General features: G+C 71.8%; 13 protein-coding genes and 2 pseudogenes. 13 read left to right on the plus strand and 2 right to left on the minus strand.

Features of this window, described 5'->3' with window-relative positions:
- The first annotated feature begins 105 nt into the window (after positions 1 to 105).
- The 13 genes and pseudogenes from P3T35_RS28625 to P3T35_RS28685 all read left to right on the plus strand — a co-directional run bounded on the left by P3T35_RS28625 (position 106) and on the right by P3T35_RS28685 (position 13,294).
- On the plus strand, positions 106 to 612 hold the full coding sequence (locus P3T35_RS28625) for a hypothetical protein (protein WP_101378543.1): 507 nt from the start codon (positions 106 to 108) through the stop codon (positions 610 to 612).
- 78 nt (positions 613 to 690) lie between these two features.
- Complete coding sequence (locus tag P3T35_RS28630; RefSeq protein ID WP_280708323.1) at positions 691 to 1,416, plus strand: DUF5995 family protein; 726 nt, start codon at positions 691 to 693, stop codon at positions 1,414 to 1,416.
- Between the two features lie 37 nt (positions 1,417 to 1,453).
- A pseudogene (locus P3T35_RS28635) lies at positions 1,454 to 2,105 on the plus strand (solute carrier family 23 protein); the annotation flags it as partial.
- 151 nt (positions 2,106 to 2,256) lie between these two features.
- On the plus strand, positions 2,257 to 3,108 hold the full coding sequence (locus tag P3T35_RS28640; protein WP_101378542.1) for an NAD(P)H-binding protein: 852 nt from the start codon (positions 2,257 to 2,259) through the stop codon (positions 3,106 to 3,108).
- A 152-nt stretch (positions 3,109 to 3,260) separates the two neighbouring features.
- The gene (locus tag P3T35_RS28645) at positions 3,261 to 3,563 is read left to right on the plus strand and encodes a GNAT family N-acetyltransferase (protein ID WP_101378541.1); all 303 of its coding nucleotides are present in this window, start codon (positions 3,261 to 3,263) and stop codon (positions 3,561 to 3,563) included.
- 166 nt (positions 3,564 to 3,729) lie between these two features.
- Positions 3,730 to 5,277: an FAD-binding oxidoreductase gene (locus P3T35_RS28650; protein ID WP_101378540.1), complete on the plus strand. Its 1,548-nt coding sequence runs from the start codon at positions 3,730 to 3,732 to the stop codon at positions 5,275 to 5,277.
- A gap of 125 nt (positions 5,278 to 5,402) precedes the next feature.
- Entirely contained in the window at positions 5,403 to 6,935 is a 1,533-nt protein-coding gene (locus tag P3T35_RS28655) for an AMP-binding protein (RefSeq protein ID WP_101378539.1), read from the plus strand.
- A 409-nt stretch (positions 6,936 to 7,344) separates the two neighbouring features.
- On the plus strand, positions 7,345 to 8,871 hold the full coding sequence (locus tag P3T35_RS28660; protein ID WP_101378538.1) for an IPT/TIG domain-containing protein: 1,527 nt from the start codon (positions 7,345 to 7,347) through the stop codon (positions 8,869 to 8,871).
- 17 nt (positions 8,872 to 8,888) lie between these two features.
- A complete protein-coding gene (locus P3T35_RS28665; protein ID WP_280708327.1) occupies positions 8,889 to 9,950 on the plus strand; it encodes a 3-oxoacyl-[acyl-carrier-protein] synthase III C-terminal domain-containing protein in 1,062 nt (353 codons plus the stop codon).
- A gap of 39 nt (positions 9,951 to 9,989) precedes the next feature.
- On the plus strand, positions 9,990 to 10,286 hold the full coding sequence (locus P3T35_RS28670; RefSeq protein WP_101378536.1) for a phosphopantetheine-binding protein: 297 nt from the start codon (positions 9,990 to 9,992) through the stop codon (positions 10,284 to 10,286).
- Positions 10,283 to 11,506: a beta-ketoacyl-[acyl-carrier-protein] synthase family protein gene (locus P3T35_RS28675; protein WP_101378535.1), complete on the plus strand. Its 1,224-nt coding sequence runs from the start codon at positions 10,283 to 10,285 to the stop codon at positions 11,504 to 11,506. Before P3T35_RS28670 ends, P3T35_RS28675 begins: the two co-directional genes overlap by 4 nt.
- Before the next feature lie 498 nt (positions 11,507 to 12,004).
- Complete coding sequence (locus tag P3T35_RS28680) at positions 12,005 to 12,466, plus strand: DIP1984 family protein (RefSeq protein WP_101378534.1); 462 nt, start codon at positions 12,005 to 12,007, stop codon at positions 12,464 to 12,466.
- A 366-nt stretch (positions 12,467 to 12,832) separates the two neighbouring features.
- Positions 12,833 to 13,294 (plus strand): SRPBCC family protein, encoded by a 462-nt coding sequence (locus P3T35_RS28685; protein WP_101378533.1) that lies wholly within the window; start codon positions 12,833 to 12,835, stop codon positions 13,292 to 13,294.
- 226 nt (positions 13,295 to 13,520) lie between these two features.
- Here the strand turns inward: P3T35_RS28685 and P3T35_RS28690 are convergent.
- A pseudogene (locus tag P3T35_RS28690) lies at positions 13,521 to 13,895 on the minus strand (class I SAM-dependent methyltransferase); the annotation flags it as partial.
- A gap of 51 nt (positions 13,896 to 13,946) precedes the next feature.
- Positions 13,947 to 16,049, minus strand: coding sequence for an HAD-IIB family hydrolase (locus P3T35_RS28695; protein WP_101378532.1), 2,103 nt, complete (start codon positions 16,047 to 16,049; stop codon positions 13,947 to 13,949).
- Between the last annotated feature and the right edge of the window lie 19 nt (positions 16,050 to 16,068).

The following is a 16,068-nucleotide window of genomic DNA, read 5'->3' on the forward strand; positions in this document are numbered from 1 at the left end:
GGGCACCTGAGCGGGCGTCAGTAGTGCCGATCGGCATCTGCCGCCGAGCCCGGCGACTCGCGGAAGCTGGCGTCATCCCGAAGACGTCTCCCCGAGGAGCTCACCATGATCGACACCGCACCGCGCTGGGCCGACCGCGCCGCCCGCCTCACCGTGCTCACCACCGTGCCGTCCGGACTCTGGCGGCTGGCCCTGGGGGTGGGCATCCCGGTCGGCTTCTCCGGCGACCTCAAGCGCGTGTTCGACTCCCACATGCCCGGCTGGGGGACCGCCTATGTGATCGCCCTGAGCGCCCTCGCCGAGGCGCTCGCCTTCCTCACCGTCGGTCTGGTCCGCCCCTGGGGTCGGGTGGCGCCCCGCTGGCTGCCGTGGTTCGGCGGGCGCCGGATCCATCCGCTGGCCGCCGTCACCCCCGCCGCGCTCGGTGCCGCAGCCGTCACGCTGATCACTTGGTCGGCCGCGCTCGGCGGCTGGGAGCACAACATGAGCAACCCGGACTCCCCGCACGGGACGGCCGGCGTGATCATGACGCTCTGCTACGCGCCACTGCTGCTCTGGGGGCCGCTGCTGGGCGCCGTGACAGTGGACTTCCTGCGCCGGTCCCGGGCGTGACGCGCGGAGCGGGCCTGATCTGACGATACGTCATATATGGAGCGTATGGTCTGACGGAAAGCCACCCGGGAGGTCACTGTGGGTACCGAACCCGCCCCCGCGCCCGTCGCCCAGCTGCCGAACACCGTCCAGGACGTGATCCAGCGGATGAAGCAGATCGACGCCGAACTCGATGCCCGCGACGGGGTCGCCTGCTTCAACCGGATGTACCTGAGGGTCACCGAGCTGGTCGCGGCCAGCCTCACCGAGAACTACTTCGCGGACGGCGCCTTCATCGAGCGGATGGATGTGATCTTCGCCGGCCTGTACCTGCGCAACGTCGACGCCGCCAAGGCCGGCAAGCCGGTCAACGCGGCCTGGCAGCCCCTCTTCGACCTGCGCGACGACCGGCGGATCCTCTCGATCCAGTACGCCCTGGCCGGAATGAACGCGCACATCAACCACGACCTCGCGCTCTCCGTGATCCTCACCTGCAAGGAGCGCCGCACCACGCCCGACACCGCGCCGGTCCACGCCGACTACCTCAAGGTCAACGAGCTGCTGGCCAGGGTGGAGGCCGAGGTGCGGGCCGAATTCGAGCCCGAACTCGTCAAGCTGACGACCGCGGACGCCGAGTCGATCAAGCACATCCTGAGCAGCTTCAGCATCGAGGCCGCGCGGGATGCCTCCTGGGTCTCGGTCCAGCTGCTCTGGCCGCAGCGGGACATTCCGTTCACCTATGACAGGGCCTGCGCCGGAATCGCGGCGAGTACGGGCACGGTGGGGCGCCTGCTGCTCACTCCGGTGCTGTCAGCGCCGAGCTGACGGGTACTCGGAAGTCGGGGCGGGCGACCGGGTGGGGATGATGCTGGTCCTGATGACCGAGAGTTCGGCCGGCATGCTCGCCGTCGGCGAGATCTGCGACCGCCCGGTGGACCGCGCCGTCATCACCCGCGGACTGCGCACCGACGGCGTCGCCACCCTGGTCGGTTCGCTCTTCGGCTCCTGCGCCACCAGCGCGTTCGCTCAGAACGTCGGGGTGGTCTCGCTGCCCAGGGTGCGCAGCCGGTTCGTGGTCGCGGTGGCCGGCGCGGTGCTGGTGGTGCTGGGTGTTCCCCAAGCTCGGCGCGGCCGTCTCGCTGGTGCCGATGCCGATGCCGATGCCGATGCCGATGCCGATGCCGGTGCTCGGGGGCGCCGGGATCGTGCTGTTCGGCACCATCGCGGTGGGCGGTATCCGCTCGCTCGCCAAGATCAACCTGGATGATGCGCGGAACATCGTGATCATCTCGGTCTCGCCGGCGATCGGCGCCATCCCGCTGGCCGCGCCCGATGTCCGGGACCCGCGCGGCCAGTTGGTCACCCCGGGCATCTACCACGACTTCCCGTCCTGGGCGCAGACCATCCTCGGCAGCGGCATCAGCGCGGGCGCTATCACCGCGGTCGTGCTCAACCTGCTCTTCCACCACCTGGGTGCGCGCCGGCGGCGGGAGCGGGTGGCGCCGGCGCCGTAGCCCGACTGCTTCTTCGTGCCTGTGCGGCAAGACACTTGGCGCTTCCGGCCGTACTTGACTCCGGGCTGATGATCCCGCAGGCTGCAGAGTGAGTGAGTATTCACCCACCTCTGCTCCCCGCCTATCGAGAGCCTGATCGAGGAGGACACCAGTGATCGTCGTCACCGGCGCCACCGGCGGCATCGGCCGCCGCCTGGTCGACCAACTGCTGGCCGAGGGCGCCCCGGTTCGCGCCCTGACCAGGAACCCCGCGACCGCCGGCCTGCCGACCGCCGCGCAGACCGTGCGGGCCGACTTCACCGCCGGGCAGCCCCTGGAGCCGCTGCTGGAGGGCGCCGAGGCGCTCTACCTCAACCTCGCGGCCACCGGCGAGCAGGGCACCCAAGCGCTGATCCGGGCCGCCGGGAGCGCCGGGGTCCGCCGGATCGTCTTCAACTCCTCGATGGCCGTCACCGGGCTGGCCGGCCGGCCCAGCCTGATCGGCCAGCTGCACGCGCCGGTCGAGGAGGCGATCCGGGCGACCGGTCTCGAATGGTGCTTCATCCGCGGCGGGATGTACGCGACCAACAGCCTGAACTGGGCGCCCGCCATCCGCGCAACCGGCACCGTGCACGCCCCCTACGGCCAGGCGGTGGTGGCCCCGGTGCACGAGGCTGACGTCGCTGACGTCACCGCCCGCGCCCTGCTCGACCGGGACGGCACCCACAACGGCACGGTGCACACCCTGACCGGCACCCAGCCGCTGACGGTCGCCCAGCAGGTGGAGCAGATCGGGCAGGCCATCGGGCGCGAGCTCGGCTTCGTCGAGGTCGGCGAGGAAGACGCCCTGGAGGCCCAGGTGGCCCATGGGGTGCCGCGCCCCCTCGCCGCCGAGCTGCTGCGGTTCCTGGCTGCCTCGGTCGGCGCGGTGCCCGAGATGACGGACACCATCGAGCAGGTGACGGGCCGGCGGGCGCGCGGCTACGCCGACTGGGCGCGCGACCACGCGGCCGACTTCCGCTGATGCGGCCCCGTGGTCCGATGGCGGTCGCCGAACTCCCGGCCGCCGACGGACCACGGGCTTCCGGCAGCCGTTGGCGCCGGTAGCGCGGCGGCACGGGGACGTCGGCGAAGATGTCCGGTGACGACCACGGCCCAGGTGAGGACGGCACATTGATGGAGATCGAGATCCGGGACGTCGAGGCGAACAGCCGGTTCGAGGCATGGGTGGGCAGCGAGCTCGCGGGCTTCGCCGAGTACGAGCGCGACGAGCGGCTCGTGGTCTACCCGCACACCGTGGTCGACCCCCGCTTCGAGGGCAAGGGCGTCGGCTCCGCGCTGGCGCGGGCGGCCCTGGACGACGCCCGCAGCCGGGGGCTGGCGGTGCGGGCCACCTGCGTGTTCATCCACGGCTGGATGGCGCGCCACCCCGAGTACGCGGATCTCGCCCGCCAGGACGGCAGCCAGGCGTCCGGCTGAGGACCGCCCTGGGCGGCCACCCGGGTGCCCGTTCGGCCCCGAAGCGCCCGGTCCACCGAAGGGCCCAGTCTGACGCGCCCTCATCCGCGCCGCGGGCGAGGATGGCGGCGTTGTCGGCCGCGCGGTGGGCGCGGCGGGATCGGGGCACCCAGGAAGAAGCAGACGCATGACGATCGATCGACGGCGGCTCCTGACCGCGTTGGGCGCCACCGGCGCCATGGTGATGACGGGGGCGCGCGGCACGCCGGCCCAGGCCGCTACCGGGACTCGCACTGGCACCGACCTGCCGCCGGGCATCGACGCCTGGCCGGTCCGGCCCCGGGGGACCGCCGCCGCACCACCCGACTGGAAGGCGCTCAAGGCCCGACTGGGCAGCCGGCTGGTGATGCCCAGCGACCCGTCCTACAGCTACGAGCGGCTCGGCTTCAACGAGTTGAACGACCAGCAGATGCCCGCCGCCGTCGCCCGGTGCGTATCGCCCGGCGATGTCCAGGCCTGCCTCGACGTGGCCCGTGGCCACGGGATCCCGATCGCGGCCCGCAGCGGCGGCCACAGCTACCTCGGCTACAGCGTCCCGAACGGCGGCCTGGTGATCGACCTGCGCTACCTGTGCCAGGTGCGGGTGCGCTCCGACGGCACCGCGCTGGTCGGGGCCGGAGCCCGGCTGATCGAGGTCTACGCGGGGCTCGCCCAGGCCGGCCGGCTGCTCCCGGCCGGCTCCTGCCCCACCGTCGGGGTCGCCGGGCTCACCCAGGGCGGCGGGATCGGCGTGCTGACCCGCAAGTACGGGCTGACCTGCGACCGCCTGACCGCCGCCCAACTGGTCACCGCAGACTCGAAGTTGCTCCTGGCTTCGGCCGAGTCCGAGCCCGACCTGCACTGGGCGCTGCGCGGCGGTGGCGGCGGCAACTTCGGCGTGGTCACCCAGTTCGCCTTCCGCACGGAGCCGGCGCCCCCGCTGACCGTCTTCATCCTGACCTTCCCGGCCGGCTCCGCCGCTGCCGCCATCGGTGCCTGGCAGAGCTGGGCGTCGGCGGCGCCCCCCGAGTTGTGGTCCAGCTGCCAGATCGCCAGCGGCACGCCGCCGACCGTGCGGATCGTCGGCTGCTACGTGGGCGACCAGAGCACCTTGACGCCGCTGATCGACCAACTGGCCAGAGCCGCCGGGGTGCAGCCCACCCGCCTCGTCGAGCCCAAGGACTACCTGGACGCCATGAAGTTCATGGCGGGCTGCGCCAACGACACCATCGAGCAGTGCCACCTGTGGTGGGAGGGCGGCATCCTGCAACGAGCGTCCTTCATCGCCGAATCCCGGATGCTGCCCGCCACTCCGGTGGACGGCGGTAAGGTGGCGGACCTGATGGTCGGGCCGAACGGAATCTCCCTGCTGCTGGACGTACTTGGCGGCGCCGTCGCCGAACTCGCCCCCGACGCAACGGCATTCCCGCACCGCCACTCCCTGGCGAGCGCCCAGATCTACGCGGGCGCCACCCGAGCCGGTTACGCCGCCACCAAGAAGGCGGTCGACGCCGTCCGCGACGGGCTCGCCGCCCTGGGCGCGACGGGCGCCTACGTCAACTACATCGACGACACCCTGCCGCACTGGGGGCAGGCGTACTACGGCAGGAACCTGCCCAAGCTGAAGAGGGTGGCGCGACACTACGACCCGGACCGGGTGTTCGCCTTCCCGCAGTCGGTGGTGAACGGCACCTGACGGTGGTCCCGCTCGTCACGGGTGGCTGAAATGCGTGCGGCAGTGGCTCGAAGTGGCCGCTGCCGTGTCGCACTGCGTGCTTCTGCCGCTACGGTCGGCCCAACGTGAGAGCCGAAGGAGCCACCGTGTACGTTCCCCTCACCGTCCGGGACTTCCTCGACCGGGCGGAGCAGGTCTACCCCGACCGCGTCGCCATCGTCGACGAACCCGAGCAACCGGCGCAACCGCTGGGCGAGCTGACCTACCGTCGGATGGCCGAGCTGGCCCGGGCCCAGGCCGCGCGGCTGGACGAACTGGGCGTGCCCGTCGGCGGACGGGTCGCGGTGATCTCGCAGAACTCGGCCCGGCTGCTCACCGCGTTCTTCGGGATCTCGGGGTGGGGCCGGGTGCTGGTGCCCGTCAACTTCCGGCTGAGCGCCCCCGAGATCGAGTACATCGTGCGGCACAGCGGCGCCGACGTGGTCTACGCCGACCCGTCCTGCGCCCACCTGCTGGACGGGCTGGATGCCGAGCACCGATTCGTGCTCGGCGACGACGCGCAGCTCTACCGCGAGGGGGTGGCACCGCGGCCGTGGGCGCAACCGGACGAGGGCGCCACCGCCACCATCAACTACACCTCCGGAACCACTGCCCGTCCCAAGGGCGTTGAGCTCACCCACCGCAACCTCTGGCTCAACGCGACAGTACTCGGGCTGCACGCGGGGCTCTCGGAGAGGGAAACGTACCTGCACGTTCTCCCTCAGTTCCATGTGAACGGCTGGGGCATGCCTTTCGGCGTGACCGGTCTGGGCGGCCGGCACATCATCCTGCGGCAGGTCGACGGCGCGGAGATCCTGCGCCGGGTCGAGCAGCACGGGGTGACGCTGCTGTGCTGCGCGCCCGCCGTGATCAACACCGTGCTGGACGCCGCCGCCGACTGGGCGGGCGAGATCCCGGGGCGCGACCGGGTGCGGGTGATCTGCGCCGGGGCGCCGCCGCCGACCCGCACCATCGAGCGGGTCGGCGAGGAGCTCGGCTGGGAGTTCCAGCAGTTGTACGGCCTCACCGAGACCGCACCGCTGCTGACCTTCAACCGCACCCGGGCCGAGTGGGACGAGCTGCCGCCCGCCGAGCGGGCCGCCCGGCTCGGCCGTGCCGGGGCGCCGGCGCTCGGGGTCCGGCTCGCGCTGGACGGCGACGGGGAGGTGCTGGCCGCCACCAACCACGCCCTCCAGGGCTACTGGCAGCAACCGGAGGAGACCGCCAAGGCGCAGGAGGGCGGCTGGTTCCACACCGGCGATGGCGGCCGGCTGGACGAGGACGGCTATCTGGTGATCTCGGACCGCAAGAAGGACGTGATCATCTCCGGTGGTGAGAACGTCTCCTCCATCGAGGTCGAGGACGCCCTCTGCGCCCACCCGGCGGTCCGGGAGGCCGCGGTGATCGGCACGCCCGACGAGAAGTGGGGCGAGCTGGTGACCGCCCTGGTGGTGGTGGCCGATGGCGCGCCGCTGACCGAGGCCGAGCTGATCGCCCACTGCCGCACCCGGCTGGCCGGGTACAAGTGCCCCAAGCGGGTCGAGTTCACCGACTCGCTGCCGCGCACGGCCACCGGCAAGCTGCAGAAGTTCAAGATCCGCGAGCCCTACTGGGTCGGCCAGGAGCGGCAGGTGCACTGACCGGGCGGGCCGCCCGGGCCGGGACGGGCCCGGGCGGCGGGCCGCCGGGGCTGGGACCGGTCGGGGCGGCCGGTCAGGACGCCGTCCCCTGGCGGCTGGGACGGCGGACGGGGGAGCGTGGCGGGTGAGCACACGATAGGTGAGCAGGATGCCTCGGATCCAGATCACCCGGCGGCCCACTCAGCCGCGCCCGCGCCCGCCACTCGACCTGCGCACGCCGTCGGGGCGCCCGCTGCCGTACTGAGGCCGGTGTTCGCCCGAACGCGTGAATCCTTGCCGTCTCCGGCTGCTGACGTGTCGTCAGGTATCTGGGCCGGCCCGCCGGGCGCGTACGGTCGACGACGGTCCGCCCCGGTTCAGCGAGCACCCCAGGAGTGAGCATGACACCCCGACCCCGCCCCAGGTCTGCATGACGCTGTCCGCGCTGGCCGCCACCGCCGCGACGCCGCGACCGTCGGGGGAGACCCTGGCACAGCAGACCTGGCGCGTCATCGGCGGCATCTCGCAGCAGCTGCGCGACACCGCGCTGGCGACCCAGGGTGCCTGGCAGGTGGCGTGGCTCGCGCTGAGCCCGGACAACGCGAACATGGCGTACATCGCCAGGACCACCGACGGCTCCAACCAGTTCGCCGTGGTCTCGCGCGGGACGATCGGCAACATCACCGACATCCTGGAGGACCTCGACGTCGGAACCGTGGTCCCGTTCACCGCGAGTGGTTCGCCGACGGCCGTCGCCGTCTCCAAGGGAGCCATGACGGCGTTCACCGAGGTCGCGACCATGGTCTCGATCCCGCCGCCGACCGCGGCCGTGCTGGGCGTGACGCTGCCGGAGAGCGCGTTCGCCTACCAGGGCACCACGCTGGCGCAGGCACTGGCCAACCTGGTCCAGGCGGCGCCCAGCACGCCGAAGCCGACGGTGTACGTGACCGGTCACAGCCTGGGCGGCTGCATCGCCACCATGCTCGCCCCCTACCTGTACACGCAGGCGCAGAGCTGGAAGAACGCACCGCAGTTCGCCGTGGAGACGTTCGCGGCCCCCACCGCCGGCCTGCAGAGCTTCGCGACCTACGTCAACGCGCTGCCGTGGCTCAGCAACACCCACCACTTCAACGCCTGGGACGTGGTGCCGCGGGCCTGGAACGACCTCAAGGAAGTGAACCAGGACAAGTGGTACCCGTCGCCCGGCCCAGCGGGCAACGCCGAGGTGCACGGCCTGTTCGACGTGCTCAACGGACTTCCGAAGGGCAGGCTCTACGTGCAGCCCGGCGTGCAGCAGCAGTGGCCCCAGGACGGGCAGTACTCGCCGCCCGACCAGGCGCCGACCAACAGCACCCTCGCGGACTTCATGTACCAGGTCGACTACCAACACGCCAACAACACCTACCTCAAGCTGCTCCAGGCCCAGTGCATCCCCGCCGGGCCGATCGTGACCGACGTGGTCCCCAACGCCGACGGGACCATGCTCGTCATCAACGGCAGCGGATTCGCCCCGGGCATCGTCGTCGACTTCGGTCCCATCCCGTGCCCCAAGTACACGATGAACCCGGCGGGCACCCAGATCGCCGCCAACGTGCCGGCCGGGGTCGGCATCGTGGACGTCCGGGTCACCAACGTCCTCGGCACCTCGCCCGTCGTGCCGCTCGGTCAGTTCGCCTACGGCGGGCCGGCACCGATGGTGGTCACCGGCATCAGCCCGAACAGCGGTCCGGCGAAGAAGACCACGGTCACCATCACCGGCTCGGGCTTCCCCAAGGACGCCGGCGTGAACTTCAAGGACCGGGCGTCGACGTCGGTCACCTGGGTCTCGGACACCCAGCTCACCGCCACCGCGCCCCTGCAGGTCGACGACAGCCAGACGGTGGACATCACCGTGACGATCGGCGACATCGCCACCCCCACCAGCCCGGCCGACGAGTTCACCTACACGGGCCTTTGAGCCGGATGCACGGGCCTTTGAGCCGACGAACCGGGCCGCCGGCGCTGCGAGCGCACCTGGCAGGCGTCTGTGCCCACCTGCCCGAGCGGTACGTCACCATGGCCGAGCGCGAGGCACAGATCGCGGCCGCCGGACCGTACGCCCCACCAGCGGGCCTGCTGACCCAGCTCACCGGCGTACGGGGCGTCCACCTGCTCGACGACGACCAGCAGGCCTCCGACCTCGCCGTGGCCGCCGCCCGCAAGCTGCTGGCCGAGCAGGGCACCGCCGCCGCCGACATCGACCTCATGATCTTCGCCGCGGCCTCCCAGGACCTGGCCGAGCCGGCCACCGCCCACCTGGTGGCCGCCAAGCTCGGCCTGTCCTGCCCGGTCTTCGACGTGAAGAACGCCTGCAACAGCGTCCTCAACGCGATGCAGACCGCCGAAGCCCTGATCGCCACCGGCCAGTACCGCAGGGTCCTCGTCGCCTGCGGCGAGGCGCTCTCGCTCGCCACTCGGCTGCACCTGCCCGATGCGCAGGCCTTCGCCCGGGCACTGCCGTCCTACGGCTTCTCGGACGCCGGCTGTGCGCTGCTCCTCACCGCCCGGGAAGCCGACCACGACGACCCGCTGCTGGCGACCGGGGTGGTCGCCAGCCGGTTCGCCGCCGACTCCACGGTCTGGTCCTCGGCCACCATTCGCGGCGGCGGAACCATCGAGGCCCGGCAGGCGCCCGATCCGCAGGCCGGCTGGTTCCAGATGGAGAGCAGCCGGATGCGCGAGACCCTGCGTGAGCTGACGTGCCGTCAGGTCCTCCCGCTGCTGGACGAACTCGGCCTGACACTGGACGACTTCGCCTTCGTCGGGGTACACCAGGTAGCCGTCGCCGACCTCGACTACATCTGCGGCCCGGAGGTCGGAGCGCCGCGCGACCGGCTGGTGGTCACCGTCGAGCAGCACGGCAACGTCGCCTCGGCCTCGCTGCCCCTCCAACTCGCCCGTGCCCTGGAAAGCGGGCTGGCCGGCCCGGGCGACCTCATCGCCCTGGTCGGCCTGGCCGCCGGCAGCAGCGCCGGCATCGTGATCATCAGACTCTGACGCCCACTGGCTCACTGGCCCACTGGTAGGGAGAACCGCATGACCGCGCTCTACGAGCCCATCAAGAGCAAGCTCGCCCAGCACTTCAACATCCCCGAAGACACCATCACCCCGGACGCCACCTTCGACGAGCTGGGCCTGGACTCCCTCGGCAAGGTGGAACTGCTCTGCGTGCTGCAGGACGAACTCGGCCTGCGGATCCCCGCCACCGACGCGCTGAGCGCCGGCGACACCACGTTCGGCCAGGCCGTCGCCGCCGTCGAAGCGGCCCAGGCCGACGGGTCCGCGGGCGATACCGCGCAACGTGGCACCACCGCACCCGTGGCCGGAGCATGACCGCCCACGACATCGCCGTCACCGGCCTCGGCCTGGTCACCCCCGGCGGGCCGGACGTCGCGACGACCTGGGAGGCGGTGTGCGAGGGCCGGGCGAGCGCGGCGCTCGATCCGGACCTGGGTGACGTACCCGTGCCGATCAGCTGCCGGGTCCCCGACTTCGAGCCCCGTGCGCTGCTCGGCCGCGAGGCGTGGCGGATGGACCGCTTCGTCCAGCTGGCCCTGGTGGCCGCCCACCAGGCCGTCGCCGACGCCGGGTTGGAGCCGGCCTCGTGGGACGGCGCCCGGGTCGCGGTGGTCGTCGGTGTCGGCGCCGAGAACCGGGAGACCGTCTTCACCGCCTCCCGCAAGATCCTCGAACACGACTACGCGACCATCTCGCCGCTGACCATCCCGAGGGCGACCACCAACGCGGCCGCCGCGGAGATCGGCATCACGCTCGGCGCACACGGCCCGAGCATGGCGGTCACCACCGCATGCGCCTCCGGTGCCACCGCGATCGGCGTCGCCAAGGACCTGCTGGCCGCCGGCCGTTGCGACATCGCGCTGGCCGGCGGAGCCGAAGCCCCGTGCCATCCGCTCGGCTCGCTCGGCTTCTCCCGGATGGGCGCCCTGTCCACCCGCCTGCACGACCCGTCCGCCGCCAGCCGCCCCTTCGACGCCGACCGCGACGGCTTCGTCCTCGCCGAGGGAGCCGGCATCCTCGTCCTGGAGCGCGCCGCCGACGCCCGAGCCCGCCGAGCCCCCGCGCAGGCCTACCTCGCCGGCTACGGCGCCTCGACCGACGGCCACCACTACGCCGCCCCGCACCCCACCGGCCTGGGCATCGAACGGGCCGTCACCGCCGCACTCTCCGACGCCGGCCTGCACCCCACGGACATCCACCACGTCAACGCCCACGGCACCGGCACGCCGATGAACGACCGCATCGAAGCAGCCACCCTCCGGCGGATCTTCCGCGGCCGTCCGCCCGCCGTCACTTCCGCCAAGGGCGCCCTCGGCCACACCCTCGGCGCCGCCGGAGCGATCGAGGCCGCGCTCGCCGTGCTGACCCTGCGGCACCAGACCATCCCACCTACCGCCAACCTGCACCGGCTCGACCCCGCCATCGACCTCGACGTCGTCGCCAAGGAAGCCCGCCACACCCGGGTCGACGCCCTGCTGAGCAACTCCTACGGCTTCGGCGGCCACAACGCCATCCTGGTCCTGAAGCGGGCCTGAAGCGGTCCTGAAGCGGCGGCGGGCCGACGGTGAGCACGGGTGTCGATGGCGCCTGGCTCAGGCGCCTGCCTCAGGACCACGACGGCGAACTGGCCGAGATCCTGCTGTAGACAGACCAGTGCTTGCCGTGATCTGCGACGACATGGACTCGCCCTCTGGGGCGACAGCGCCGGCCGGGGCCGCAATCGGACGCGGCGGCTCCTTGGACTCGTCCCCTCCGAACTGCATGCGCGGCGAGCCGGGCTTTCGGGGCTGTGACCGGACCAGGCGAGTAACTCTCGATATCCCCAGCAGTATCAAGCGCTCTGGGGCTTCAGCCGACGGGGTGCGCGGGATTCGTTCAGAGAGGCCCGAAAGCCATGCCGGATGGTGGCCTACTCGCGGTCGATTGGATCACTCGGGCTGAGCGTCGCAGGGTCAGCTTCGCGAAATGCGGATGCGGGTACGCGGGTCAGTTCCCCATACTTGCCGGGACCGAAGAGGGTGGAGGTGGAAGCGATGAAGCTGGCCGAAGCGCTGACGCAGCGCGCGGACGCGACGCGACGGGTGGAACAGCTGCGGGCGCGGATTGTCGGGAGCGCGCGGTACCAGGAGGGTGAGGTTCCGCCGGAGGACGCGGCGCGGTTGCTGGTGGAGACCGGCGAGGTACTGGACAGCCTGGAGTCGCTGATCCGCCGGATCAACCGGACCAACGCCACGGTGGGGATGCGTGGTGGTGGCTCGCTCACGGACGCGCTGGCCCGCCGGGACGTGCTGCGGCTGCGGCACGCGGTCGTGACCGCGGCAGCGGACGCCTCCGCCGGACGGGGCGGCGGGCGGCAGCTGCGGTCCGAGCTGAAGATGCTCTCCGCCCTGCCGGTCGCCGAGCTTCGCGCGCAGGCGGATCTGCTTGCGCGTGAGATCCGCGAGGTCGACGTCGAGATCCAGCGCACCAACTGGGAGGCGGACCTTCTGGACTGACCGACCGGAGGATGTGGAGCAGGTAGTCGTCACGGAGGCGTGCGCACACCGAGGGTCGGCGGTCAATCCGATCCCTTTCTTGGCGCGCGGAGAGCAGCGCGGGGTTCGACTCCCCGAATGACAGTGCAGCTCTGCACGGCGTACAGGTAACGGTGCACACCGAACAGCACACCACCACGCGCAGATCCGCAACGACGAGGGCGGGAACGGGGCATCCACATCAACCACGAACCGACGGCAGCCGAGGAACCCCATGCCGAGGAGCTTCTCGCATGGCCTGGCGGAACCGGCAGGATGGTGCGATCATCCACCGATCGTTCTCGGTAGCCGACGACGACCCAACCCGGACCGGACAGGGGAGTTGGAGTGCCTAGCACCGAACTGAGCCACAGCTACGACATCGCGGCGACGCCCGCCGCTGTGCTTGCCCATCTGGCGGACCCCGCGAACTACATCGGGCTCTCCCCGCTGCTCGTGGATGTGCGGGACGTGCGGCGCGAGGGCGGGGTCACGCACTATGCGGCCGTCGAACGCTTCCGGTTCTTCGGACTGGTCCGGCACGACAACGTCATCCAGGTCAGCCTGCGCACCGAGGACGCCCGGCTGCCGGATGAGGCGACGGTCAGCGGCGAGGTGGTCAGTCCCGGCGGCGTGCGGATGGACTACCTCTTCGCCGTCACGACCCGGGGCGACGGCGGCTCCCTGGTGGTCGATCGACTGCGCCTGCACGCGCCCTTCGGCCTGCTCCACTATGCGGCCGGGAAGGCCGGAGCAGTGCAAGCCGAGCGCGGCCGAGTACTGGCCCGGCGCCTGGACGGTGGCAACTGAGGCGGGCGGGCCTATGAACCTCGCCAAGCAGGTGCGTGGCCTCATTCGGCCGGTGGCCAAGAGCGTCGAGTAGAACGGCCCGATGGCCGACCAAAGGGCCGGCTGAGACTGTGGTTGAGACTACGAGCGACGTCGGCCCCGACCGCAGCACGGTCTGGGCCGACGTGTGCCCAGGTGGGCAGCGGCGGAGGATACGAGGTTCGAGTAGTCCTGGTTGCCGTCCCGAGTCGTCCAGGTGCATCAGGACGCCGTGGCAGCAGAGCGCGTCGAACACGCCGAGGTCCGTGGGCAGAGTCGCGATGTCCGCCTGCAGGAGACGGACCCGGCCGGCGGTTTCAGGACGCGTCCCGAGTCGCTCGGCGGCGGATGCGAGCATGCCGGCCGACGGGTCGACCCCGGTGACGCGGTGCCCTGCGGAGGCCAGACGGAGCGTCATCTCGCCATCCCCGCAGCCGAGATCCAGGACGCCGGCCGGGGTCCGAGGCAGGTCGGCCCGGAGGCGGCGAGTGACGAGATCGTGCCGCAGCCGACCGCGTCCGGAGGTGTTGTAGTGCGCGTAGGAGCCGCCTACCGCCCCGAAGTCCGTAGTCGGTGACGTCATTCGGGAACCGTACAGAGCAGCGGGAAGCGTTGCAACTGCATATGTGACATTTTATATGCACGGCGTGGTGCGGGCGTTGCGGATTTCGTCGATGATCCGTGCCGCCCAGTCCGCGGGGCGTTCGTGTCCGATGAGGCCGGCGAGGCGGTCCATGCGGGTGCGGCGCTCGGCGGGGGAGAGGTCGAGGGCTCGGGACAGGATGGTGGTGAGGTCCTCAGGGCAGTTCGGGTCGGTGAGCAGGGCCGCGTCGCCCAGTTGGGCTGCGGCTCCCGCGTGGCGGGAGAGCACCAGGGCGCCGGGCGGGTGCGCGCGGTGGCGGAGGAGGGCGGCCTGGGCTGCGATGAACTCCTTTGCCGTGAGGTTCATTCCGTCCTGGAGGGAGGCCACCCAGAGCACGTCGGCTGCGAGGTACTCGTCGATGACCGCCGTGACGGGCAGGTTGCGGGGAACGTACTCCACCGGCTTCCAAGTGGCTTGCTGCCAGGTGCTGTTGACCTGGTTGATGCGCTGTTCGAGGAGGTCGCGGGTGGCGTCGTAGGCGGTGATGCCCGGCTCGGGCGGCGGGCAGACCAGGCGGAAGGTGAGCCGCCCCCGCAGTTCGGGCCGGCAGGCGAGCAACCGGGCGACGGCGTCGACCTTCTGGACAGGGGCCTTGGCGTAGTCGAGGCGTTCGACGGAGAGCACCCGCAGGCCGATCGCCGGCGGTGCCAGCGGCGCGCGGTCGCGGGCCAGCGCCTCGATGGCGGGCCGGTCGATGCCGAGCGGATGGACCGCGGTGTGCGGTCGGCCCGGCTGGTCGGCCAGGGTGTGCCGGAACCGGTCGGCGAAGGCGGCGGTGTGGAACCCCGCCCAGTCCAGGCAGGCCAGTGAGGCCCGTATCTCGGTGGCGGCGGGCAGGGTGGCGAAGACCTCCGGGGGCGGGAACGGTGTGTGGTGGAACAGCCCGGTCCGCAGGTCCGGCCGGGTGGCGCGCAGCAGGCCGGGCACCAGCCAGAGGTTGTAGTCGTGGAGCCAGACGGTGGCGCCGGGGGCCGCGTGGGCGCTGATCCGCTCGGCGAAGCGCGCGTTGACCGCACGGTAGTGGGCCCAGGTGCGTTCGTCATGGACCGAGCGGTCGGGCGCGGACATCAGTACCGGCCACAGCGTCTCCTTGCAGGCCCGGTGGAAGTAGCCGGTCCACTCGGCGGAGGTGAACGGCACGAGGGACAGGGGGAGCCCGGCGGGCGGCGGCGTGTGGGTGGAGCCGGCGTGGCTGCCTGCCAGGGCGGCGACCCAGACACCCGGCAGCCCGTCGGTGAAGGCGCTGGTCAGGGTGGGCAGGATGCCGTTGGGACTGGCGGGCGGACGCCAGTGCGTCCCGGTCCAGCGCAGTGGTGGGCGGTGGTAGCCCACCACGAGCGAGTGCCGCTGCCGGGCGGTGGCGCCGCCGGTGGCGGGCGGCGGCAGCCAACCCATGGCGCGAAGGGCGGTGAGGATACCGGCCGCGCCGTACCCCTCCGGTCGGTGGACGTGCGGGCTGTCCGCAAGGGCGGTGAGCAGGGCGGATTCGGCGCCCTTGACGACGACCGCGTGGGTGCCGAGGCGGAACAGCGACAGGTCGTTCAGGGAGTCCCCGGCGACCAGGACCTCCTCCGCCGCCCAGCCCAGCTTGCGCGCGAGCAGCCGCAGGGCGTTGCCCTTGGAGGCACCCGGGGGCAGGACGTCGAAGTAGCGGGCGGCGGAATACTCCCAGGTGCAGCCCAGCGCCCGGACGGCGTCGGTGAGTTCGGGGGTGAGCGCGGACGGGGTGAGGTGGTAGGAGCACCGGCCGTCCTGGACCACGCCCTCCTGGTAGCGGAGTGCGGGGAAGCGGCGCAGGGCCGCGCGTACCTGCGCCGCGCCCGGCCAGCCGGTGCGCAGCTGTTCCTGCAGGGGGTCCACGGGCGTGAAGTCGGTGCCGTCGATCACGGTTGCGCCCACGTCCGCGATGATCCACCGCGGTCTCGGGACCAGTGGGTCCCGGAGCAGTTCCCGGACGGAGTCCAGGGCGCGGCCGGTGGCGAAGACCACCGTCACTTCGGGATGCCGTTCCAGGGCGTCCCGTAACCGGCGCCGGCTGTCCGGGGAACCGCCGAGTAACGTGCCGTCCAGATCGGTGACCAGAATCCTCGACATCCGATTGACGGTAGCATGA

The organism is Kitasatospora sp. GP30 (assembly GCF_029892145.1).
Taxonomy (GTDB): domain Bacteria; phylum Actinomycetota; class Actinomycetes; order Streptomycetales; family Streptomycetaceae; genus Kitasatospora; species Kitasatospora acidiphila.